20 protein-coding genes, 1 tRNA gene and 2 pseudogenes are annotated in these 23,436 nt (G+C 39.3%); 12 read left to right on the top strand and 11 right to left on the bottom strand.

All coding sequences use genetic code 11. From position 1 onward, the window contains the following. Positions 1–356: 356 nt before the first annotated feature. Positions 357–578 (top strand): 50S ribosomal protein L31, encoded by a 222-nt coding sequence (gene rpmE, locus AACL23_RS03040; RefSeq protein ID WP_100096094.1) that lies wholly within the window; start codon positions 357–359, stop codon positions 576–578. 283 nt (positions 579–861) lie between these two features. On the opposite strand, the gene pckA is transcribed toward rpmE, so the two are convergent. The 6 genes from pckA to fabR form a co-directional block, all read right to left on the bottom strand. After that, on the bottom strand, positions 862–2,481 hold the full coding sequence (pckA, locus tag AACL23_RS03035) for a phosphoenolpyruvate carboxykinase (ATP) (RefSeq protein WP_339050047.1): 1,620 nt from the start codon (positions 2,479–2,481) through the stop codon (positions 862–864). A gap of 246 nt (positions 2,482–2,727) precedes the next feature. Further along, positions 2,728–2,982, bottom strand: a complete 255-nt coding sequence (locus AACL23_RS03030; RefSeq protein WP_100096096.1) for a hypothetical protein — start codon at positions 2,980–2,982, stop codon at positions 2,728–2,730. Between the two features lie 425 nt (positions 2,983–3,407). Then, on the bottom strand, positions 3,408–4,133 hold the full coding sequence (glnQ, locus tag AACL23_RS03025) for a glutamine ABC transporter ATP-binding protein GlnQ (RefSeq protein WP_095034449.1): 726 nt from the start codon (positions 4,131–4,133) through the stop codon (positions 3,408–3,410). Further along, complete coding sequence (gene glnP, locus AACL23_RS03020) at positions 4,130–4,786, bottom strand: glutamine ABC transporter permease GlnP (RefSeq protein WP_100096097.1); 657 nt, start codon at positions 4,784–4,786, stop codon at positions 4,130–4,132. The genes glnQ and glnP overlap by 4 nt, the downstream gene beginning before the upstream one ends. Before the next feature lie 34 nt (positions 4,787–4,820). Next, positions 4,821–5,564: a glutamine ABC transporter substrate-binding protein GlnH gene (gene glnH / locus AACL23_RS03015; RefSeq protein WP_339050042.1), complete on the bottom strand. Its 744-nt coding sequence runs from the start codon at positions 5,562–5,564 to the stop codon at positions 4,821–4,823. Between the two features lie 504 nt (positions 5,565–6,068). Continuing rightward, positions 6,069–6,683 carry an HTH-type transcriptional repressor FabR gene (gene fabR, locus AACL23_RS03010; protein ID WP_164703685.1) on the bottom strand — a complete coding sequence of 205 codons (615 nt, stop codon included), beginning with the start codon at positions 6,681–6,683 and terminating at the stop codon, positions 6,069–6,071. A gap of 184 nt (positions 6,684–6,867) precedes the next feature. Here fabR and sthA point away from each other — a divergent pair, with 184 nt between their 5' ends. From sthA to nhaA, 5 genes and pseudogenes are all read left to right on the top strand, one after another. Next, positions 6,868–8,274 (top strand): Si-specific NAD(P)(+) transhydrogenase, encoded by a 1,407-nt coding sequence (gene sthA, locus AACL23_RS03005; RefSeq protein WP_339051564.1) that lies wholly within the window; start codon positions 6,868–6,870, stop codon positions 8,272–8,274. Positions 8,275–8,386: 112 nt separating this feature from the next. After that, positions 8,387–8,947 carry an inorganic diphosphatase gene (gene ppa / locus AACL23_RS03000; protein WP_012738090.1) on the top strand — a complete coding sequence of 187 codons (561 nt, stop codon included), beginning with the start codon at positions 8,387–8,389 and terminating at the stop codon, positions 8,945–8,947. A 77-nt stretch (positions 8,948–9,024) separates the two neighbouring features. Next, entirely contained in the window at positions 9,025–10,932 is a 1,908-nt protein-coding gene (dnaK, locus tag AACL23_RS02995; RefSeq protein WP_100096098.1) for a molecular chaperone DnaK, read from the top strand. A gap of 124 nt (positions 10,933–11,056) precedes the next feature. Next, positions 11,057–12,172, top strand: a complete 1,116-nt coding sequence (gene dnaJ, locus AACL23_RS02990) for a molecular chaperone DnaJ (RefSeq protein ID WP_012738088.1) — start codon at positions 11,057–11,059, stop codon at positions 12,170–12,172. A gap of 78 nt (positions 12,173–12,250) precedes the next feature. Further along, positions 12,251–13,418, top strand: a pseudogene (nhaA, locus tag AACL23_RS02985) (Na+/H+ antiporter NhaA). A 242-nt stretch (positions 13,419–13,660) separates the two neighbouring features. Here nhaA and rpsT read toward each other — a convergent pair. After that, positions 13,661–13,921: pseudogene (gene rpsT, locus AACL23_RS02980) on the bottom strand (30S ribosomal protein S20); the annotation flags it as partial. 203 nt (positions 13,922–14,124) lie between these two features. On the opposite strand from rpsT, the gene fis reads away from it, so the two are divergent. After that, the gene (gene fis / locus AACL23_RS02975; protein ID WP_012738084.1) at positions 14,125–14,424 is read left to right on the top strand and encodes a DNA-binding transcriptional regulator Fis; all 300 of its coding nucleotides are present in this window, start codon (positions 14,125–14,127) and stop codon (positions 14,422–14,424) included. An 81-nt stretch (positions 14,425–14,505) separates the two neighbouring features. Further along, positions 14,506–15,909: a glutamate--tRNA ligase gene (gltX, locus tag AACL23_RS02970; protein ID WP_012738083.1), complete on the top strand. Its 1,404-nt coding sequence runs from the start codon at positions 14,506–14,508 to the stop codon at positions 15,907–15,909. Between the two features lie 159 nt (positions 15,910–16,068). Here gltX and AACL23_RS02965 read toward each other — a convergent pair whose 3' ends face one another. The 3 genes from AACL23_RS02965 to envC all read right to left on the bottom strand — a co-directional run bounded on the left by AACL23_RS02965 (position 16,069) and on the right by envC (position 19,908). Continuing rightward, positions 16,069–18,066: a tRNA(Met) cytidine acetyltransferase TmcA gene (locus AACL23_RS02965; protein ID WP_422389639.1), complete on the bottom strand. Its 1,998-nt coding sequence runs from the start codon at positions 18,064–18,066 to the stop codon at positions 16,069–16,071. A gap of 37 nt (positions 18,067–18,103) precedes the next feature. Beyond that, positions 18,104–18,556 carry a DUF441 domain-containing protein gene (locus AACL23_RS02960; protein ID WP_012738082.1) on the bottom strand — a complete coding sequence of 151 codons (453 nt, stop codon included), beginning with the start codon at positions 18,554–18,556 and terminating at the stop codon, positions 18,104–18,106. 104 nt (positions 18,557–18,660) lie between these two features. Beyond that, positions 18,661–19,908 carry a murein hydrolase activator EnvC gene (gene envC / locus AACL23_RS02955; RefSeq protein ID WP_339050033.1) on the bottom strand — a complete coding sequence of 416 codons (1,248 nt, stop codon included), beginning with the start codon at positions 19,906–19,908 and terminating at the stop codon, positions 18,661–18,663. Between the two features lie 213 nt (positions 19,909–20,121). Here envC and rsmI point away from each other — a divergent pair, with 213 nt between their 5' ends. Further along, positions 20,122–20,994: a 16S rRNA (cytidine(1402)-2'-O)-methyltransferase gene (gene rsmI / locus AACL23_RS02950; RefSeq protein ID WP_100096101.1), complete on the top strand. Its 873-nt coding sequence runs from the start codon at positions 20,122–20,124 to the stop codon at positions 20,992–20,994. Positions 20,995–21,119: 125 nt separating this feature from the next. After that, positions 21,120–21,195 (top strand) — tRNA-Asn (locus AACL23_RS02945). A 6-nt stretch (positions 21,196–21,201) separates the two neighbouring features. On the opposite strand, the gene trmB is transcribed toward AACL23_RS02945, so the two are convergent. Further along, positions 21,202–21,927, bottom strand: a complete 726-nt coding sequence (trmB, locus tag AACL23_RS02940) for a tRNA (guanosine(46)-N7)-methyltransferase TrmB (RefSeq protein ID WP_012738078.1) — start codon at positions 21,925–21,927, stop codon at positions 21,202–21,204. 125 nt (positions 21,928–22,052) lie between these two features. Between trmB and mutY the strand changes: the two genes are divergently transcribed. Both mutY and AACL23_RS02930 read left to right on the top strand, forming a co-directional pair. Then, positions 22,053–23,147, top strand: a complete 1,095-nt coding sequence (gene mutY / locus AACL23_RS02935; protein WP_100096102.1) for an A/G-specific adenine glycosylase — start codon at positions 22,053–22,055, stop codon at positions 23,145–23,147. Beyond that, the gene (locus AACL23_RS02930) at positions 23,140–23,412 is read left to right on the top strand and encodes an oxidative damage protection protein (protein WP_012738076.1); all 273 of its coding nucleotides are present in this window, start codon (positions 23,140–23,142) and stop codon (positions 23,410–23,412) included. Before mutY ends, AACL23_RS02930 begins: the two co-directional genes overlap by 8 nt. Positions 23,413–23,436 lie beyond the last annotated feature (24 nt).

Raw genomic sequence — 23,436 nt, 5'->3', positions numbered from 1 at the left:
TGGTGAATATTAAATAATTTTTGATTTATTTTACCCTATTTTTTCGATATTTTCTGTCATATGAATCAATCTTTTGGCCCAGTTATTTTTCTGCAAAACCTTTATCTCTCACTCCACTGCGGAGCCTCCTGATAAGCTTCGATTTCATTGAATAAAAGGCGAATTATCTTGATGCTGTCGTTATAAATTCAAATTTAACTCGTTGTTTGTTTTTAAAGGGTTTTGTAAAAAAAAATCGTCTATTGCCTTGATAAGATAGCTTCTGTATGATGCCGAACAATTTAAAAAATAAAATCACCAGTACTTTGTAACGAGGTGAGACAGTAATGCTATTTTGAAAAAACAAGAGGTGTTTCATGAAAAAAAATATCCATCCAGACTATAAGTTAGTAGTAGCATCCTGTTCTTGTGGAAACGTGATTGAAGTAAATTCAACCTTGGGTTGTAATATAAATCTTGATGTTTGTTCTAACTGTCACCCTGCCTATACAAACAAAAAGCGTGAAGCGGCAACAGGTGGGCGTGTTGATCGATTCAAAAAACGTTTTTCTTTCCTGGAATCGTCAAAGGCAGAGTGATTCAATACTAATTTTTGATCCTGCGAAATCAGTTGATCTAATTTTATCGCCTCTTTCAAACTATTTTTTGCTAGAACCCCGCAGCTGCTTCTCAAATTTTTTCTCTTTTTTACATTGTTAAGTGAGCAGATAAATACCTCTGCAAAAAGCTCATCATTACTTGCAGAGCTGCAATATGTACTAGAAGACGTAGCCACATATCATCAATTTTTCTTAAATGTGTCAGAGTCATAAAAACAAATAAAAAATTGAAATAAAAATTTTTTCAGCGCCAGAAAATTTTCTATAACTCTGGGCCTGATTTCAGTAACAACGCCCCTACAGCGGTATCGCTGTATTGTTCAAAATTTTTGATAAACTGCCGTGCCAAGTTTTCTGCTTTGTGTTGCCATTCGTTTACCTCAGAATAACTGGCGCGAGGATCTAAAATTTCTGAGTTTACCCCTTCGATTTCAGTAGGAACACTGAGGTTAAAAATCGGCAAATTAAAGGTGGGCACGTGATCAATCTTTTCATGTAGAATTGCCTCAATAATCGCTCGAGTATTTTTAATAGAAATACGATGACCCATACCATTCCAGCCTGTATTGACCAAATACGCTTTTGCCTGCGCTGCTTGCATCCTTTGTAAAAGCACTTCAGCATATTGAGTAGGATGAAGTGAAAGAAACGCCTCTCCAAAGCAAGCTGAAAAAGTGGGAACTGGGCTGGTGATCCCGAGCTCTGTTCCTGCCAGTTTTGATGTGAAACCCGATAAAAAATGATACTGGGTTTGTTCTAGAGTTAAATGAACAACAGGAGGTAAAACGCCAAAAGCATCCGCTGTTAAAAAAATAATTTTTTTTGCATGGCCTGCTTTTGATACCGGTTTCACAATATTTTGGATGTGATAAATAGGATAAGACACCCTAGTATTTTGGGTTTTTGAACTATCGTTAAAATCGACGGTGGCATCTGGCAAAACCACCACGTTTTCCAGTAAAGCATCTCTTTTGATTGCGTGATAAATATCGGGTTCATCTGACTCGGACAATTCAATTGTTTTTGCATAACAACCTCCTTCAAAATTAAAAACACCTTCGTCATCCCAACCATGTTCGTCATCACCGATAAGTTGTCTTTTAGGATCGGCAGATAAAGTGGTTTTTCCGGTGCCGGATAAACCAAAGAAAACAGCAACATCTCCTTTAACTCCGACATTTGCAGAGCAGTGCATGGCAGCAATTCTTTTTAATGGCAAAAAATAATTCATCATTGAAAACAATCCTTTTTTCATTTCACCTCCGTACCAAGTGCCCCCAATCAGTTGAATCCGTTCAGTCAAATTAAAGGCCACAAAATTTTTGGAGTGTAAACCTTGTTCTTTCCAATTTGGGTTAGTACATTTGGCGCCATTCATGACCACAAAATCAGGATGAAAACGAGTGAGTTCTTCTTCTGAAGGGCGAATAAACATATTTTTAACAAAATGCGCCTGCCAAGCGACTTCAGTAATAAATCGTATTTGCAAACGACTGTTTGAATGAGCGCCACAAAAGGCATCTACCACAAATAAAGGTTTGTTTGAAAGTTGCTGAGTGACACAGGTCTTGAGTTCATTCCAAATGGCTTGAGTGATGGGGTGATTATCGCTTTTATTTTTGCCTTGATCTGCCCACCAAAAAGTATCTCGAGTGATATCGTCACGGACGATATATTTATCTTTAGGAGAACGCCCGGTGAAGATGCCCGTATCCACAGCCACGGCGCCTAATTTAGTCACTGTTCCACGTTCGAAACCCACCAAAGTGTCTCGTGTTTCCTCTTGAAATAATATGGAATAGCTGGGGTTATAAAAAATCTTACCGGTATTATGAATGCCATAATCAGTTAATGTATTCAAAAGATGGTCGATATTGTGCATTTTTGATAACTCCTTACTCTATTCGAATATTTTTATAATTTTTTCATTAATTTTTTGCAAATTATTTATTTTAATGAATTAAACGACTTTGTTAACAGTGTCATATGGAAACACTGAAGAGCTGAGAAATAAATTTGATATTGGGCCCGAACAGCGTAACTTCTAAAAATAATCTGATAAAAAAGGAGGTCAATTCGTTTTTTACGATAGCATCAACCCGCCTCCTTTTTTAGTATCAAGGGCCAATTATAGCCATTTTAATACCCGAAAAGGATGTTCAACCTTAGCCCGGATTTTCGCGATAATATTTTGATGGTGCTGGTGTTTTTCATCTACCTGCTGCTGTAGCCGGGGGAGGGCCAGTACCCTGCGGCGAGTGATATGCCAGGTGACCCGACGGTGTTGGTGTTCACTGCGGTGCACTACCCCTTTATCACCGGCATCCCCATGGACAAACTCTTCCTCGCCGTGAAGAATAAATACGATGAGTCTGCGTGACATCCGACACATAAGCCGAGGTCGAGCCCGAGCAGGGAATGTGCACGAGACCACTCTCGGCATCCCCACCCATAGGCGCTTTCATACCAACATAACACTGATTGCCTTTACGAGTGGCTTTTTTATGTCAGGCTCCCGGCTATTTTTCTGATTTTGAGTTGAACTGGGTGCTGAATTATCGTGGCATCGACAATACTCCCCCGCTTGATAAATAGCCCACGCTCCGATAAATGCGTATTCACTTCTTCAAACAGGGCTTCGTTTAAATAATATTTTTCTAACCAATCAGGAGCAGCAGCATCTCTAAAGGTTTGACCGGTTTACCCCATTTAGTGCTGGTCTTGAGCAATGAATCTGACTTTTCACTTAATAAAAAAATTTTATGAACTCAAGGCATTCATGCTGAGTAAAACTGTTCTGTAATATGATTAGGTGACATGATGCTGTAAAAATTCACGTAATCTCTCACTAGGAGGATTAGATATAAGAGTATTAGGATTTCCATCTTGAGCGATGCGGCCTTTATCGATAAAAATAAGGCGAGAGGCTACTTTGTGAGCAAAATTAACTTCATGAGTGACTATGACCATGGTCATGCCCTCTTCGGCTAAATCTTTCATAACCGTTAGTACTTCGTGACGCAATTGAGGATCCAATGCAGAGGTAGGCTCATCAAAAAGCATTAATTTAGGTTTCACAGCTAAAGCCCGAGCAATTGCTACACGTTGCTGTTGACCACCTGAAAGCTCTGATGGGTAGTGATGAGAACGTTCTGATAAACCCACTTTTTTTAACAGTTCATGTGCCAGCTCTTTTGCCTCTTTTTTAGTGGCGCCTCGGATATGGGTTGGCCCAAAAGCGACATTTTCAAGAGCGGTAAGATGAGGGAACAAATAAAATTGCTGAAAAACCATGCCTGCTTCCTGACGAATAAGGCGCTCATCTACTTTAGGATCGTTGACATCTAAATCATCTACAATCAATTGACCTGAAGTGATCACTTCTAATTTGTTGATGCAACGTAGTAAAGTGGATTTCCCTGAACCTGATGGGCCAATAATGACGACCACTTCCCCAATTTTGATATTTAAATTGATATTGTGAAGAACCTCGGTTTGGCCAAAGTGTTTACAAACGTTTTTAAAATTTATCATATTATTTTCAGTTTTCTTTCCAGTCTACGTAGGATAAAACCTAGTGTTAAGGTGATAATCAAATACATCACCGCGACTGCACTCCATATTTCCATAGCACGAAAGTTGCCCGCAATAATTTCTTGTCCTTGACGTGTCAACTCAGCAACACCAATCACGATAAATAAAGAAGTATCCTTAATACTGACAATCCATTGATTCCCTAAAGGAGGTAGCATTCTACGCAGCGCTAAAGGAGCAACAACATATCTTAGTGTATCGCGCCTCGATAAACCTAAAGCCAGACCGGCTTCTCGAAAACCTTTATGAATAGACAGCACGGCGCCACGAGTAATCTCTGCAATGTAAGCCCCAGAATTAATCATGATGGTCACAACAGCCGCGGTAAAAGGATCGATGCGTATTGGCACCATCATAGGAAGGGCAAAATATATAAACATCACTTGAACAACAATAGGGGTTCCACGAATCAGCTCTATAAATATTAAAGCGACGTTACTGCTGATCTTTCCTCCATAAGCGCGAGTAAAGCCAGCAATCACTCCGATAATAAGGCCACCAAGTAAGCCGAGAATAGAAATCCAAAGCGTTAACTTGGCACCTTGAAGCAAGATTGGCATAGCGGGCCAAATAACACTCCATTCAAACTGCATCGGAATTCTCCTGATGAAAAAATTGAGAAATTAATCAATTTGGTTCTGTATTAAACCATTTTTTATAAATTGCGAGGTAAGTTCCATTTTTATGGAGCGTGTTTAAAGCCAGATTGACTTCTTCACGAAGTACACTGCCTTTGGGAAAAGCAATTCCGTACTGTAGTGATTCGAGCATTTCGCCCACTGCTTTAAATTTTTTATCACCTGCAGTTTTAATAAAGAATAAAATATTCGGCGCATCATGTAAAACAGCATCCGCTCTCCCCGTGCCTAGTTCCAGATAGGCGTTATCAATATTAGGAAACTGACGCAAATCTTTCGTTTTAATGTTCGCTTTTGCGTAATCGACAGATCCTGTCCCACTTTTAACTGCAACGATTTTATTTTTTAAATCTTCGGCATTCTTGATTTTATCGTTATTGCTTTTCACCATGACCAACAAGCCGCTCTTGTAATAGCCATCAGAAAAATCTATTGCCTTTTTCCTCTGTTCCGTAATAGTGATTCCTGCAAGAGCCAGATCGACATTTTTGGTTTGTAAAGCAGGAACAATACCACTGAAATCCATCGGCTTGAGAGTATAATTTAACTTAAGCTCTTTGGCGATAGCATCCCAAATGTCAATATCAAAACCGACATATTTATCGCCCTGCTTAAATTCAAACGGAACAAAAGCCGTATCTATCGCTACAATCAGTGATTTTTCAGCACTTGAAACGTTTAATGTAAACAGAAAAGCAAATGTAATTAATATGATTTTTATTAATGATTTCATATGTGATAGTTCCTTTTTATGATAAGAATATTCCACCTCTTCTACAATCATAGGATAGTAAGATGATTGACAAAAATTTAATCGAATAATAAATCAATAATGATTTGATGAATATCAACTTATCCAGGTTTCAATTGCAAATGACTTATATATTGTTCACAACAATGTGAATTGTCTCTTGTTTTAAATGTAATAAAAATATTTTGCATGTAATGATAATACCAAGAAGGAGTTTACACGCTTTTATGAAAAAAGAAAAAAATCATGACTTTAATATATTAATTTAAAGTTGTTATTGATTAATATTACTCAATTAATTCATTTGTTAATCAATATAAAATTTTAATAAATTTATATTTAAAAATATTTATATTAAATCAATTTAAGTTAAAATAATTTATCACATACTTAAAATCCCAAGATGGTTTATCATTAATAATGATAGAATTTATGATAATTTTTAAATATTTTTAACAAAAAACATTTTAAAAATTACCTCTCATTCTAAGATTTTTTTTCAGGTCTATACAAATGATCAGCGCCTTTAGCAATCATTCTTAGCTGTAAAATCAACCGTTTTTTTAATTTATGTTTTTGTTCCGTTTCCAAATCCAGCAGCTCAGCCCCTGCACTAAATACAATGGTCACCATGGCTTCTGCCTTTGCTTCTATAAAACGACGAGACATATTACTTTCAAATTCTAAATAATCGGCCAATTCAGCAATAAAATGCTGAATTTCTCGTGCAACGGCGGCCCGAAAGGCGGCGGATGTACCTGAGCGTTCGCGTAACAACAAACGAAATGCATTGGGATTATTACCGATAAATTCCATAAAAGTTGAAACTGAAGTACGGATCACACTGCCTCCTTTATCGATACGCTGACGTGCTTGGCGCATTAATTGTCTTAGCATCAATCCACTTTCATCGACCATCGTTAAACCCAGTTCGTTCACATCTCGAAAATGATAATAAAAAGAGGTTGGAGCAATACCGGCTTCCCTGGATATTTCCCTTAGGCTGAGGTTCGAAAAACTGTGTTCAGAACTGAGTTGGTTGAAAGCCGTTTCAATAAGAGAACGACGTGTCCTTGCTTTTTGCTCTGCTCTGACGCCCATTATATTCACCAAATATTCAATAAATTTTTTGAAAAACCTTGTTTTTTAAAACCAGTATTTCGTCATCTTCATGCACTTTAGTACACTAAAATAATCATAAAGTCCGTCTTTAATTTGGGTATCGAAAAAATGATCCTAATATTTAAATAATTTGTCCTGGCAAGAACCATAGGTTTTTTAAATGATGAAAACACATTTTAATTTTGATACCGTTGTCATTGGCTCAGGGCCTGGTGGTGAGGGCGCGGCCATGGGCCTTGCAAAAAAAGGGCAGTCTGTCGCTGTCGTTGAACGCTATAAAAATGTCGGAGGAGGCTGCACTCATTCGGGCACAATCCCTTCGAAAGCCTTGCGTCATGTCATCAGTCGTATTATTGAATTTAATCAAAACCCGCTTTACAGTGAGCACCTTCAAAGCATTCATCCCTCTTTTTATCATATTTTACAACATGCTAATCATGTCATTCGTAAGCAGGTCTCCATGCGCTTTGATTTTTATCAGCGCAATCATTGTCATCTGTTTTTTGGTCATGCCCGTTTTATTGATCCATATAAACTTGAGGTCATTCGCCCAGATGGTACTTTGAATACCCTAAGTGCTGATCATATTGTGATTGCGACAGGATCTCGTCCTTATCATCCAGAAAGTATTGATTTTACACATCCCCGAATTTATGACAGCGACAGCATTTTGGAATTGAAAGAAGAACAGCAGCCAAAGCATATTATTATTTACGGAGCAGGGGTGATAGGTTGTGAATATGCTTCTATTTTTCGAGGTTTAGGCGTCAAGGTCGATTTGATCAATACTCGAAACCATTTGCTGGCTTTTCTTGATCAAGAAATTTCAGATGCGCTCTCTTATCATTTTTGGAACAACGGGGTGGTGATCAGGCATAATGAAGAGTTTGATTTAATTGAAGGCCTGGATCAAGGCGTCGTTGTTCATTTAAAATCAGGGAAGAAAGTAAAGGCAGATTGTTTATTTTATGCTAATGGGCGTACGGGCAACACCAAGGAATTATTACTTGAAAATATTGGTTTAAGAACAGATGAACGAAGATTTTTGCAAGTCAGTAATCTATATCAGACCGCCCTTTCTCATATTTATGCTGTTGGAGATGTAATTGGATATCCTAGTTTGGCTTCAGCCGCTTACGATCAAGGGCGCATTGCATCACAGGCGATTACTCAAGGCATTAATAGTGTGCGTTTGATCGAAAATATCCCAACTGGGATTTACACCATTCCTGAAATCAGTTCTGTAGGGAAAACAGAGCAGGAGCTGACTGATTTAAAAGTGCCCTATGAAGTGGGGCGCGCTCAATTTAAACATCTCGCTCGAGCTCAAATAGCAGGCATGGAAGCGGGAAGCTTAAAAATTTTATTTCATCGTGAAAGTAAAGAAATTTTAGGAATTCATTGTTTTGGAGAAAGGGCAGTAGAAATTATTCACATTGGTCAAGCCATTATGGAACAAAAAAACGGCGGTAATACGATCGACTATTTTGTCAATACAACTTTTAATTATCCTACGATGGCAGAAGCCTATCGCGTCGCTGCATTAAATGGTTTAAATCGTTTGTTTTGATAGGGCTCCTCATGATGATTTTTCGCATAAGGGGCATGAAGGTAATTTGAAAGGCATTGCCTGGCCAGTAGGGTCCAGTTGTTATTTTTTACAAAAAAAGGAACAAATCATTATGAGTTTAGATCTTGTCGATGCGGGCGAAAATTTGCCTAAAGATATTTATGTTGTGATTGAAATCCCCGCTCATGCTGATCCGATTAAATATGAAGTGGATAAAAAAACGGGGGCATTGTTTGTGGATCGTTTTATGTCCACTGCCATGTTTTACCCCTGTAATTATGGTTACATTAACCAGACCTTATCTTTGGATGGTGATCCGGTGGATGTATTAGTGCCTACTCCTCATCCATTGCAGCCAGGATCAGTGATACGTTGCCGGCCAGTGGGCATGCTCAGGATGACAGATGATGCCGGTCAAGATGCTAAGGTCATTGCCGTTCCGCATAGTAAACTGACTAAAGAATATGAAGCGGTTCAAGATATACATGACGTATCTGAATTGCTAAAAGCACAGATTAAACATTTTTTCGAGCATTATAAAGATTTAGAAAAAGGGAAATGGGTCAAAATTAAAGGTTGGGAAAATGCCGAGGCGGCTGAAAAAGAAATTATGGATTCTTTTAGAAGAGCTAAGTCGTCTTCATTTACAGACAAACAACCTAATTTAAAATAGATAGTTGAAAATAAACAACCTGCCCACATATTCGTAAGTAACTTTATAAATGATGCTTTTGACTGGAGAGATGTTAGATGACTAAAATTATCGGAATTGATTTAGGTACCACCAATTCTTGTGTTGCTATTATGGACGGTAGCAAGCCTCGTGTACTCGAAAACAGTGAAGGTGATCGTACAACGCCTTCCATCATTGCTTATACACACGATGGTGAAACACTTGTCGGTCAGCCCGCCAAGCGTCAGGCGGTGACCAATGCAAAAAATACTTTTTTTGCGATCAAACGTTTGGTGGGTCGAAAATTTTCAGACCAAGAAACACAGCGTGATAAGGATATTATGCCCTTTGACATTATTGAATCAGATAATGGCGACGCATGGCTCAGCGTGAAAGGGCAAAAAACAGCGCCTCCTCAAATTTCGGCTGAAGTATTGAAAAAAATGAAAAAAACAGCAGAAGATTATTTGGGCGAAACTGTCACTGAAGCTGTGGTCACTGTGCCTGCTTATTTTAATGATGCGCAACGTCAAGCCACGAAAGATGCAGGCCGGATCGCTGGTTTAGAAATCAAGCGGATTATTAATGAACCCACTGCCGCGGCCATTGCCTACGGTTTAGATAAGGGAAAAGGGAATAGCACCATTGCGGTTTATGATCTCGGAGGAGGGACTTTTGATATTTCTATCATTGAAATAGATGATGTAGACGGCGAAAAAACTTTTGAAGTGTTGGCAACCAATGGTGATACCCATTTGGGTGGTGAAGATTTTGATAATCGTTTAATCAATTATTTGGTGGATGAATTCAAAAAAGAACAAGGGTTTGATTTACGAAAAGATCCTTTGGCGATGCAGCGTTTAAAAGAAGCGGCTGAAAAAGCGAAAGTTGAATTGTCTTCTGCTCAGCAAACAGATGTGAATCTTCCTTACATTACAGCAGATGCGACTGGTCCTAAGCATATGAATATGAAAGTGACCCGTGCCAAACTTGAGTCACTGGTAGAAGATTTGGTGTCACGCTCTATTGAACCGTTGAAGGTCGCTTTACAAGACGCCGGTTTATCTGTCTCTGATATTGATGATGTCATACTGGTCGGGGGCCAAACACGTATGCCCATGGTTCAGAAAAAAGTGGCAGATTTTTTTGGTAAAGAACCTCGTAAAGATGTGAATCCTGATGAAGCTGTCGCTATTGGAGCCGCTGTTCAAGGGGGTGTTTTATCCGGTGAAGTGAAAGATTTATTGTTATTAGACGTCACTCCTCTTTCGCTCGGTATTGAGACCATGGGCGGTGTGATGACCTCTTTAATCTCTAAAAATACCACAATTCCAACGAAACACAGCCAAGTGTTTTCAACAGCTGAAGATAATCAATCTGCCGTGACCATCCATGTGCTTCAAGGGGAACGTAAGCGAGCAAGCGATAATAAATCCTTGGGTCAATTTAATTTAGATGGCATTCAGCCTGCGCCTCGTGGTACGTCACAAATTGAAGTGACCTTTGATATTGACGCAGATGGCATTTTGCATGTGTCAGCGAAAGATAAAAACACAGGCCGAGAACAAAAGATCACCATCAAGGCGTCTTCTGGTTTAAGTGAAGCTGAGATTGAAAAAATGGTACGGGATGCGGAATCCAATTCAGAAACAGACCGAAAATTTGAGGAATTAATTCAAGTCCGTAATCAGGCAGATCATTTAATACATGCTACAAATAAAAAATTGAAGGAAGCAGGAGATAAAGTGTCTCCTGAAGAGAAAACGTCTATTGAACAAGCATTGAAAGCATTAGAAACCGCCATAAAAGGTGAAGATAAAACAGACATAGAGAGTAAAGCCAATGCACTGACGATGGTTTCTGCTAAGTTAGAGGAAGCATCGCAGCAAAATTCGTCTTCTAATAATGCAGAAAAAAACGACAGTAGCGATGTAAAAGCAGATGCTGTTGATGCTGAGTTTGAAGAAGTTAAAGATAAAAAATAACTGCCCTTAAGGCCAAGCTCCCTGAGTGTTCGGGCCTACGAATCGTCAAATAATGCTACGTTAAAAGCCATCACGGGCGTTGAGGAAACTCTGCGCCCGTGTATGCTATCTCAAGGCGGAAAAAATGAGTAAGAAAGATTATTATGAAATTTTAGGTATTGCTAAAAATGCAAACGAGCAAGACATTAAAGATGCCTATAAACGCTTAGCGAAAAAATATCATCCCGATCGTAATAAAGATAAAGACGCAGAAACAAAATTTAAAGAAATGAAAGAAGCGTATGAAGTTCTTTCTGATCAACAAAAAAGAGCGGCTTATGACCAACATGGTCATACGGCTTTTGAACAGAGCGGAATGGGAGGTGGATTTCACAATTCTTCAAATTTTTCCAACGTTTTTAATGATGTCTTTAGTGATTTTTTTGGAGGACATCAACAAAGAACACAACGTGGCAGAGATCTGAGGTATACCCTCAATTTAACCTTAGAAGAAGCAGTACGTGGGGCGAGCAAAGAAATTCATATCACTACTTTAGTACACTGTGAGCACTGTAAAGGAAGTGGTGCTAAACAGGGCACTCGCCCAGTGACCTGTACGACCTGCCGAGGTGTAGGAGAAGTGCATATGCAACAAGGGTTTTTTACAATACAACAAACCTGTCCTCGTTGTCATGGCCAGGGTCAAATGATCAAAGATCCTTGTCGTCAATGTCGTGGACAAGGCAAAGTCGAAGAACCAAAAACATTTTCTGTTAAAGTCCCGGCGGGAATAGACTCGAATGATTGCCTCCGTTTAAACGGTAAAGGCGAAGTCGGAGAAATGGGTGCCCCCAGTGGTGACCTTTATGTTCAAATTCATGTAGATCGTCATCATATTTTTGAACGTTCAAAGAATAATCTATACTGTAAAGTGCCTATCAATTTCACGACTGCTGCTCTAGGAGGAGAAATCGAAGTCCCCACTCTGGATGGCGCCATAAAATTAAAAATACCTCCAGAAACTCAAACAGGTCAGTGTTTTCGTATCCCTAATAAAGGCATTAAACCTGAAAAAAAGACGCCAGGTGATTTATTCTGTACGGTCTTTATTGAAACACCTGTTCATCTCAATGAAAAACAAAAGAAGCTACTAAGGGATCTAGATCAAAGCTTTTGTGAAACTTCCTCTAAAAAAAATACCCCTGAAACTAAAAAGTTTTTGGAAAGTATGAAAAAATTTTTCGATAATTTAACTCATTAATCAATCATGATTTTTTTCTGTTTGCGTCAAAAAAGTCAATATGGCCACTTTTTATTTTTTTGATTAATAGGAGTTTTTATGAAAAATGTGATTCGTCAATTTTTACGCCTAGAAGCCTCTGGTGGGATTATTTTAATCATCGCTGCCGTCATTGCAATGGGGATGGCAAACAGTCCCTTGCGAGATCTGTATCAATCATTTCTTGATATCCCCATCACATTCAGAATTTCCACATTAGATATCAGCAAACCTTTACTGCTCTGGGTTAATGATGGCTTGATGGCCATTTTTTTTCTTTTAGTGGGCTTAGAAGTAAAGCGTGAATTAATAGAAGGTTCTCTTGCAGGTCGTGATAAAGCCCTCTTCCCTGCAATTGCCGCTTTGGGGGGAATGTTAGCACCCGCCATCATTTATTTGCTGTTTAACGGTTCAGATGAGCTTACTCGTCAGGGATGGGCTATTCCTGCAGCGACAGATATTGCTTTTGCTTTAGGCGTGATGGCACTTTTAGGAGATCGTGTCCCTAACAGTTTAAAAGTATTTTTATTGGCATTAGCGATTATTGATGATCTTGGAGTCATCATTATCATTGCTCTTTTTTATACGGCGAATCTTTCTTGGCTGGCGTTTGGTATTGCTGTTGTTGCGACGGTTTTTCTGGCTTGTATGAACTGGCGAGGGGTCGATAAAACTTCATTATATTTATTGATTGGTTTTATATTGTGGGTCAGTATTTTAAAGTCGGGTATTCATGCCACCTTGGCAGGAGTGCTGATTGGTTTTATGATCCCTTTGCGCACCAAAAAAAAAACATTCACCTTTAGAGAAATTAGAACACGGTTTACATCCTTGGGTGGCTTATCTGATTTTGCCTTTGTTCGCTTTTGCTAACGCCGGCGTTTCTTTGTCTGGCGTTTCTTTTTCAGGATTGACTTCATTGCTGCCGTTGGGCATTGCCACTGCACTAATAATCGGCAAACCTTTAGGTATTTTCATTTTTAGCTGGATTTCGGTTAAGACGGGGATTGCAAAATTACCTAATTCAATTCATTTCAAACATATTTTTTCGGTTTCTGTGCTCTGTGGTATTGGATTCACCATGTCGATATTTATCGCGTCATTGGCTTTTGACAGCTCCCATTTAGAATTAAATACCTATTCGAAACTGGGTATTTTACTGGGCTCGACGGTATCTGCTGTTTTAGGTTATAGCCTTTTAAAGGTATTTTTACCGAAAAAACACTAAAAAGCCAAGAAGGGAAGACATTAAGCATTTGACTTGAAAAATAAAAAATTACCTCCGTGCCTGTTTGAAACCTTTTGTTTGTTGCTTATCCTACATCGAAAGCGCACTCAAAGTGCGCATTTACTCTACGTTAACTGCGCTTTTCACTCGTTTGGGCCTAGCGTGCAATTATTTCAAACAGGCTTTTCAGGTGCCTTGAATTCACAGCCCTCGCTTCTTCTCTTTTTCAACAGGCTATCCTCAGACATTGCATTAATTTGCGCTGTTAGGTTTGATTTATGACGCGCGGCCTTATTTTTGTGTATTAATCCTTTGCAAGCATGACGATCAATGATGGGCTGCATTTGAGCAAACGCTGTCTCTGCTGCTTTTTTATCGCCAGAAGAAATGGCGGCATATACTTTTTTGATAAAAGTACGCACCATGGAACGACGACTGGCATTATGTTTGCGACGTTTTTCAGATTGAATAGCACGTTTTTTCGCTGATTTGATATTGGCCAAAGCTAACTCCCAAATAAATTGATTGAATATAAGTTAAAAGCCGTAAAATTTGCCTTTTTACTGTTTGCTTGTCAATAAATTTTATCCTCAATAAAGAAAACTTAATGCTATTTTTTTCAAAACCGATTCTTTATTCTTAAGATGAAAATGCGTACTATGTCGTCCCTTTAAAAAATTTTATATCAATCCAAAAGAGCTGAGCTATGTTCGAATATCGTGAAAATTACGACGTATTCATTTCTAACAGCACCAATATGGAAAATCATTCCATGAAAACACTTCTTCGTGATTCAGTAAGACAGGCATTGAAAAATTATTTTTTTCAATTAAACGCTCAAAATGTGACCAAACTTTACTCTTTGGTATTAGCTGAAGTGGAACAACCTCTCCTTGAGATGGTAATGGAATATACTGAGGGTAACCAGACTCTTGCTGCCAACATGATGGGTATTAACCGTGGCACTCTACGTAAAAAATTAAAAAAATATGCCATGGATCAGTGAATCCATTTGAATCACTTTATTAAAAGCAGGCAGAAATCTCTTCTGCCTGGCTCAAATAAAGAAATAAAGGCATCAATCTTAATGAAAATAAAAACCCGATTTGCTCCCAGCCCTACAGGATATCTTCATATAGGTGGAGTACGCACAGCGCTTTATTCCTGGTTATTTGCGCATCATATGGGTGGTGAATTTGTACTTCGTATTGAAGACACTGATCTCGAACGTTCTACTCAAGAAGCCATTGATGCAATTATGGATGGCATGAATTGGTTAAATATAGGCTGGGATGAAGGACCCTACTTCCAAACGAAACGAATGGATCGCTACAATAGCGTCATCGAATCCATGCTGAATAATGGAACGGCGTACAAATGTTATTGCAGTAAAGAACGTTTAGAAAAATTACGTACAAAACAGATGATGGAGGGTTTAAAACCTCGTTACGATGGGAGATGTAGACATCATCAAAATCCGCCCTCTGATAAAACACTTTCGGTTATTCGTTTTGGTAATCCAGAAGAAGGTTTTGTTATTTTTAAAGATAAGATCCGTGGAGAAATTAAATTTAGCAACAAAGAATTGGACGATCTCATTATTCGTCGCAGCGATGGTTTACCCACATATAACTTTTGTGTCGTGATTGATGACTGGGAAATGGGTATTACTCATGTGATTCGAGGTGAAGATCATATTAATAACACGCCTAGGCAAATCAATATTTTAAAAGCGTTGAATGCACCTATTCCAGAATATGCTCATGTTTCCATGATTCTCGGAGAAAACGGTCAAAAATTATCAAAACGTTTTAATGCTGTTGGTATCATGGAATATCGTGATCAAGGTTATCTCCCTCAAGCACTACTCAATTATCTGGTTCGTTTAGGCTGGTCGTATGGTGACCAGGAAATTTTTTCTGTTGATGAGATGAAAACGCTTTTTACCCTGGAGGCGGTCAGTAAATCTGCGGCCAGTTTTAATACAGAAAAATTACTTTGGTTAAACCATCATTATATTAATCATTTGCCAACAGAAGAGGTGGCGGTACATCTTGCCTGGCATATTGAAAAAGCAGGATTCAATACTGATCAAGGCCCTGAATTGGTTGAAATAGTCAAATTACTAGGCGAGCGCTGTAAAACTTTGAAAGAAATGGCTGAATCCTGCCGTTATTTCTATGAGGAGTTCGAACAATTTGATGAAAATGCAGCAAAAAAACACCTGCGAGCGCAGGCATATGAGCCTTTGTCACAGGTTCGCATCAAATTGGCTGCTCTTTCTGAATGGGCAAAAGAAGAGATCCAGAATGCAATTGAAAGTACTGCAAAGGAACTTGGAATAGGGATGGGAAAAATAGGGATGCCATTACGGGTTGCGGCTACAGGCCAAGCTCAATCTCCTGCTTTACATCTGACTATCCATGCCATCGGTCAAGCCCGAACATTAGCTCGTATTGAAAAAGCACTGACGCTGATTGCTTCTGGATAAATTTACTCCCTGACAATCTCTGACTTCCCTACATAAATTCTTGATGTAATCGAGAGATTTTTTTGAGCTATTGTCTGTTTGTATCTCATCGGTATCATATCTAGCAAAGAGCATTGGCCGTTCAGGGCCACAAATTTGAAAATAATCAACCCACATTAATTATTTGTTTTCCACCCAAGCTGCCCAGGCAATCGATTTCTCTTTATCTAAACAAGATACAGCTTGCTTGACTTCATTTCGCAAACAGACAATAAGTGCTTTTCGGCCAGTGAAATCAAGGGATCCAATGGGGTGACTTTGTGATGTATGTTTTTGTAAGTGCTTGCGTAAATGAATAAGAGAACAAGCGCTTTTTATGCATCGTTGTTTTAATAAACGTTGTAATGACGCCAAACTTGCAGATAAGGGGCGGTGGGCAAAAGCAAAACCTGCGAGCTCACGCCAATCTTCTTCATTCAGTTCTTGTGACTCCTCTTTCTTTTCCAAAACAAATGGGAAGTTCGCTTTTAACCACGGGGCATCTCGAATCATTTGTTTTTTTGCGGCTTCATAAAGATGCTCTCCTGCCCGGCTGAGTGGGAATATGGCCATCAACGTGCAACAACCACTACAGGTGTCATTGTGGGATCCTATACGTACCACTTTAAATCCACAGGCCATCCAAAAATCATTTAATTCACGTTCATAACCAAAACTGACAGAAATAAAATCCAAACCTGCCTGTTTTGCACGTGTGATTTCAAATAAGATCATTTGCTTGGCAATGCCTTGCCGGCGATATTTTTCCATGACAGCAATTCGACTGATGCGTCTTGAGCGTAATGTAGGTGACCACCACTGCCCACTGTGTGCCGACAATGATTGGGCAACCAAACTCCCGGGAGGGCGACGATGTCCAGCCCAAATCTCTCTCGCTAATCTCTCATCTAAGCCTCCTTCATCGAGTAACCATAAAACCGCTAAAATACAATCTCCGGATAAAGTCGCCGAAAAATGCATCCCGGGCGCATCCATAAGACGACGTAAATCTCTTGTTGAAGTCCGATAATGGGCATCAGAGAGCAATCTATAAAATGCTTGCAAAAAACGAGGTTGAGATAACTCGTCTGATTGCGTAAAAGCGATGATTTTTTTGGGTAGATGCTCTTCGAGCTCAGTCGGGATTGTATTCAACATCATTATTTCATTTAACATCTGCTCTAGTGGATCACTTTTTGCCCATCGTATAGGTTGGTTTAAAGTCAACCATTGCGCCTTTGGAAACTGAGAAAATAATTTCAATACAAAGGCATATCCTGTGCCTTCATAGCCATCTATGGTCGTGGTCAGCAAAATCCGCTGAAAATAGCCTAATAATTTCGATAAGAGCGCAATAGGGAAAGAAGCCGCTTCATCAATCACCAACCAATTGACGTGGTCCACCTGATGTTTCAGACAGTCATTCAACAGTGCATCAGGCGCTACAAAAGTGATCTCTTTACCAGAGTGATTTTTTAAAATTTGAATCGCAGATTGTCTCGGCGCTGTTACCCAACAAACACCGGAACATTGTGAAAGAAACATCCCCGCTAAAGACGATTTTCCACGTCCTCGAGCCGCAGTCAGTAGCCAGGTGCCCGTTTTTGCGCTCAGCAATGTATTTAAAATGGTTTGTTGTTCTGAAGTTGGCTGCCCTATAGGCGCTCTCCATTTTGGCCGTTTTATGTCTATGGGGAGCTGAGGTGACGATCCTTGCCGCCAATAGGCAACTTCTTGGTGAGATAACAGTATCCTTTGAAAATGAGAGATAAAATAAGGAGTAGGAATAGGATGTTTTTGCCCGCTCCAACGAAGGCTATCCCGATCTGGCATCCTGTGCCAGGAATCCCAGTGTGGCACCAACATTAACAACCAACTCCCTGCTTTCAGAACGCCTGCTAACACGGCCAAGGCATCGATATCTAACCCTTTTGTGGCATCAAAAACGCCATGCAATCGTTCTTGGCCCAGTAACTTTTTCACTGACTTAGCGCCAATCAGGGGATCTGTGCTTAAACGAGCGTCACCCACCCATATCCAATCGCCCTGTAACCACTGGCAAAAAGCTTCGGCGGTTTCTAAGCACCAGCGCGTGTCGCCGCTGATGATTAATAAACGACGGATACCTTGTGCTCGCATTTTTATTTGATGCGTGACCCATTGCGTTTTCACTAAATTAAAACTTGCCAAGTGCGAGTGAAAGCAGCCCCGCTGCAATCAAAGGCCCCACAGGCACGCCTTTAAAAAACGCCACACCTAAAATGGTGCCCACCAGCAAACCTGTCACCACTGAAGGTTGATGACTCATCAATGAAACCCCTCGCCCTCCTAACCAAGAAACGAAGACACCAATGAGAATGCCCAGGATGGATTGCCAGTGAGTGAAAGAATTAAAAATGTCCCGCGCATTGATTTTTCCACTGGCAATCGGCGCTAACACAGCGATAGTTAAAATGAGGATCCCGGCTTTTAATGCATATTTTTCAACCCAGGGAAAAATCAGGTTTGGATAAATAAAAGACAGAAAAAACAAGCACACTACAGAGATGCTCAACGTCATGTTTTTGCTGATTAGACCCAGTATTGCAAATAGTAATAAAACAAAGAAAGTGGAACTAAAAAACATCATTTAAGATCCTTGATGGCTATAATTTGAAATGACAATGTAAGGTAATCAAAAAAGTGAACAAACAATATTGACGATGAAATCATCAACAGAATAATGAATCGTTGTTATTTTTTAAGCCAAAGCCGTGGATTGACCGCTTGACCTTGTCGACGTATTTCAAAATAAAGCGCAGGTTTCCCTTCCAAAGGGCTGCTGCCCGCTAACGTGATGGTTTGCCCTGCTTTCACCTGTGTATTTAATTTAACCAATATTTTTTTATTATAACCATATAAACTCATGTCCCCTTTACCATGCTCTATGACTACCACCAGACCGTATCCCTGTAGCCAATCAGCCAATAAAACATAGCCATCAGCGATGGCTTTTACGGGTTCACCTTCATTTGTGGCAATGACCATCCCTTTCCAACGCAGTTCACCCTGTAGTGATTCACCAAAATGATGAAGCAGAGTGCCTTTTACGGGCCAGCTTATTTTCCCTTTGGGTGCTCCTATTCCTGAGGTGAGAGATACGAGAAAACGCTCACGATTATTAGGCTGATATTTCTTGCCTTTTTTTTCTTCATATTCATGACGAATGTGAGCTTCTCGTTGTGCCTTGAGGATGGCATTTATCAATTGTGTTTCATATGATTTCAAATGATCAAGAGAGATCTTCTCCTTTTCAATAGAGGATTCTAATAATGATAAATTTTTTTCATGTGCCAGCGAAATTTTTTTAAATTTTATCTGTTGCGTTTTTTGCTGATCTAATAATGTGTTCTGTTGATTTTTTTTCTTTATTAATATGCTTTTTTTTTCGCTTAAATTGATTTGAGTATTTTTTAACTCATTAACAGAGTTGACTCGGGCCTGATTCAAATAATCTATATAGGCAAGCACACGCCGAGAAAGCTGGCTTTCTTCACCTTTTAATAAAAATTGTACACCGTGCGTTTTCCCTTGCTTAAAAGCAAAATCGAGTTGTTGAGCAAGCATCAACTGTTGTGCTTTCAGGCTGTTTTTTAAGGCATCAATAGACTCTGAAAATTCAGTGATTTCTTCATTGATTTTATTTATGGCGTTTTTTGAAAGAGCTAATGTTCGCTTCAGTTTTTCAATCTCTTTTTCTTGTTTTTTTAATTGACTCAATAATTGATGCCGTTTTTTCTGTTTCTCCTGAACCGTTTTTTCTTTTTTTTCGATTTCCTGTTGAAGTGTTTCAAGTTGTACTTTGTTGTCACTGTTTTTTTTATAGAGCAATAGATCAGAGGCTCCCAAAAAAGAGGAGGCTAACAGGGAAATGCCCAATAAAAAAAAGGGGCATAAAACCTTAATCATCGGCTTCGATTTAAAATATGCCCTATAAAACATGCATCTCCTTAGAGACTTTTTGAAATTGAGCTCAATATATTGCAGGGTGTTTTTATATTTTTGAAACCATGATCGATTTTTTTCATTCATTTGCTTTTTTTAATGGCGAAAAACATGTTATTTCGAATCATCTTAAAAAATTTTTTTATTATTAATCATATTTTATTTATTAAAAATAATAATTATTTTACGATATATTTTTTGGGATAAAAAATGCATCAATATAATGAGCAAATCGTTTTTGCTTCCACGCTTTATGTCATTGCCACCCCCATCGGAAATTTAGGTGATATCACACATCGAGCTTTAGGTGTACTAAATCATGTTGATCTGATTGCAGCAGAAGACACCCGTCATACAGGTCTTTTACTAAAGCATTTTAATATTAAGGCCACTCGGCTATTTGCATTGCATGACAATAACGAAAATCAAAAAACAGGTGTCTTGCTTGAAAAATTAAAAAATGGTCAGAGTATTGCGCTGGTTTCGGATGCGGGCACACCATTAATCAGTGATCCGGGTTATCACCTGGTTCGCAGTTGCAGAGAGGAAGGCATTCGTGTTGTGCCATTACCTGGGGCTTGCGCTGCGATTGCGGCGTTATCTGCTTCAGGAATTGCTTCAGATCGTTTTTGTTATGAAGGATTTTTACCGTCAAAAGCTCCATCGCGTCAAAACGCGCTCAAGGCATTAATTGAAGAAAAGAGGACCCTGATTTTTTATGAATCACCCCATCGTATACTCGACAGTTTACAAGATATGGCCTCAATATTTGGGGAAGAACGTTATGTGGTGCTTGCTCGGGAGCTCACTAAAACTTGGGAATCGATTTATGGGGCGCCTGTTCAACAATTACTCAATTGGATAAAAGAGGATAAAAATCGTCATCGTGGGGAAATGGTGCTTATCATGGAAGGCCATCGAATCAAATCCGACAATTCTTTGCCTCATGCGGCATTAGAAACTTTTCGTTTATTACATTCTGAGCTTTCCATCAAAAAATCAGCGGCTTTGACCTCTAAAATTCATCATGTCAAAAAAAATGCGCTTTATCGTTATGCCTTGGATAATAACTGGCAAGATTAAGATGAAAATAAAACCGATCTGTCATCATTAAACTATTGAGCCTCAATTTATATTTAAATTTCTTGCCATAATTTAGCGTTGACAGTACAAAAGCGACTGGATATCATGCGCCTCGTTCAATCTATTCCTCTGTAGTTCAGTTGGTAGAACGGCGGACTGTTAATCCGTATGTCACTGGTTCGAATCCAGTCAGAGGAGCCAAATTTTTTACTCCCCCTTTTTCAGGCTTTCTTTAGTTATTTTTTCAAATACCAAATCCCAAACACCATGACCTAGTTTTTTACCTCTGGTTTCAAATTTGGTTAAAGGTCTTGATTCAGGTCGTTCTACATAGTCCTCACTAACAGAAAGGTTTTTGTAACCGTCGATCGTTGAAATAACTTTGAGCATATGTTCGGCATAAGGCTGCCAATCGGTCGCCATGTGACACCATCCTCCCACTTTTAATTTGCGTTTCACCAACTCTAGAAAAGGGCGTTGTACAATACGCCTTTTATGATGTCGTGCTTTATGCCATGGATCAGGGAAGAATAATTGCACTTTTTCCAGAGAATGATCTGCAATCATATGTTTGAGTACCTCAACGGCGTCATGACAAATAATTCGCACATTCGTCACATGGGCGGCATGAGCTGATCTCAAACAGGCGCCTATGCCAGGTATATGAACTTCCACCCCTAAAAAATCCTGTTCTGGGTTCAGTGTCGCTGTAGTGACCAGAGAATCCCCCATACCAAAACCGATTTCTAATACAAGTGGCGCTTTGCGCCTAAATAATTGAGTCGTGTCAATCAAGCTGTTTTGGTAGTCCACACCCATTTGGGGCCAGTATTGATCTAAAGCCCATTTTTGCGCTTTTGTTAAACGCCCCTGACGACGTACAAAACTACGGATGGGTCTTAACGCCTCTGTTTCTTTTAAAATTGATAACATATTGTGTTTTATCTTTGAGAAATAAAAAAAGCGCCAGTTTACAGTTTCAAGACTCTATGCTGCAATATCAGAAAAAAACGGTATGATTTGAACTCATTGAGTTTATTGGTTGGATACCAATTGGGATGCAGGCAAAAAAATTTTCAGAAATGTTAGTTAACTGGTATCACCAACATGGCCGGAAAACTTTGCCATGGCAATTAAATAAAACCCCTTATCGTGTATGGCTTTCGGAAGTCATGTTGCAACAAACACAGGTTGCAACCGTGATCCCTTATTTTCAGCGTTTTGTGACGCGCTTCCCAAATATCAAAGCCCTCGCTCAAGCCTCTTTAGATGAAGTATTACATCTATGGACAGGTCTGGGGTATTATGCTCGTGCGCGAAATTTGCATAAGGCCGCCCAAACGATCTTTGCTCAACATCAAGGGCAATTTCCTTTGGCTTTTTCAGATATCATTGCATTACCAGGTATTGGCCGATCGACCGCCGGTGCTATTTTGTCGTTGGCGATGGGGCAATCTTTTCCTATTCTGGATGGAAATGTGAAAAGAGTATTGGCCCGCTGTTATGCAATAGAGGGTTGGCCAAACAAAAAAGAAGTGGAGCAAACATTATGGAACCTCAGTGAAGAAAGGATGTTGCTTTCTGATGCTGCGGCATTTAATCAAGCGATGATGGATCTTGGCGCGATGATATGTACTCGCTCTACGCCTAAATGCACGATTTGCCCGCTACAGATCGGTTGCTTGGCCTTTGCGAATCACAGCTGGGCTGATTATCCTGCTAAAAAACCTAAAAAAATACGCCCTGAAAAAACCGCGTATTTTCTTTTGATACAAAATGGAGAACAGATTTGGCTTGAACAACGCCCACCTATCGGCTTATGGGGTGGTTTATTTTGTTTTCCAGAGTTTAACAAAGCTTCAGAGCTCGCTCTTTGGTTGAACATTCGCGGGCTGAAAGAAGAAGATTTATCTCCTCTGGCGCGCTTTCGTCACACTTTCACACATTTTCATTTAGATATTCTGCCTTTTTTACTCAAAACAAAAGGCTTAAACAACAGATGTATGGAGAAGGAAAGAGGTCTTTGGTATCACTTATCTGAGCCTCCATCAATAGGATTGGCGGCTCCGGTGAAACGTTTGCTACTACAGCTGAATATGAACAATAAAAAATGCTCGCATAAAAATAAAAAAAGGGAAAACAGATATGAGTAGAACTATTTTTTGTACTTTTTTAAAAAAAGAGGCAATTGGACAGGATTTTCAAATTTATCCAGGGGATATAGGGCGACGTATTTATGATGACATATCTCAAGAAGCCTGGTCACTTTGGTTAAACAAACAGACTATGCTGATCAATGAAAAAAAGCTGAGCATGATTCATCACGAAGATAGGGCATTACTAGAGCGTGAAATGATTCAGTTTTTGTTTGAAGGTAAGGATGTACATGTCTCGGGATACATTCCACCTAAAGACTAGACCTCTTTTTTTGTTTAAATCTGG

The sequence above is a fragment of the Candidatus Williamhamiltonella endosymbiont of Tuberolachnus salignus genome (assembly GCF_964019775.1).
Taxonomy (GTDB): domain Bacteria; phylum Pseudomonadota; class Gammaproteobacteria; order Enterobacterales; family Enterobacteriaceae; genus Hamiltonella; species Hamiltonella defendens.
Note: the sequence above shows the minus strand (reverse complement) of the source record. Positions and strands in the feature narration are given on the sequence as shown.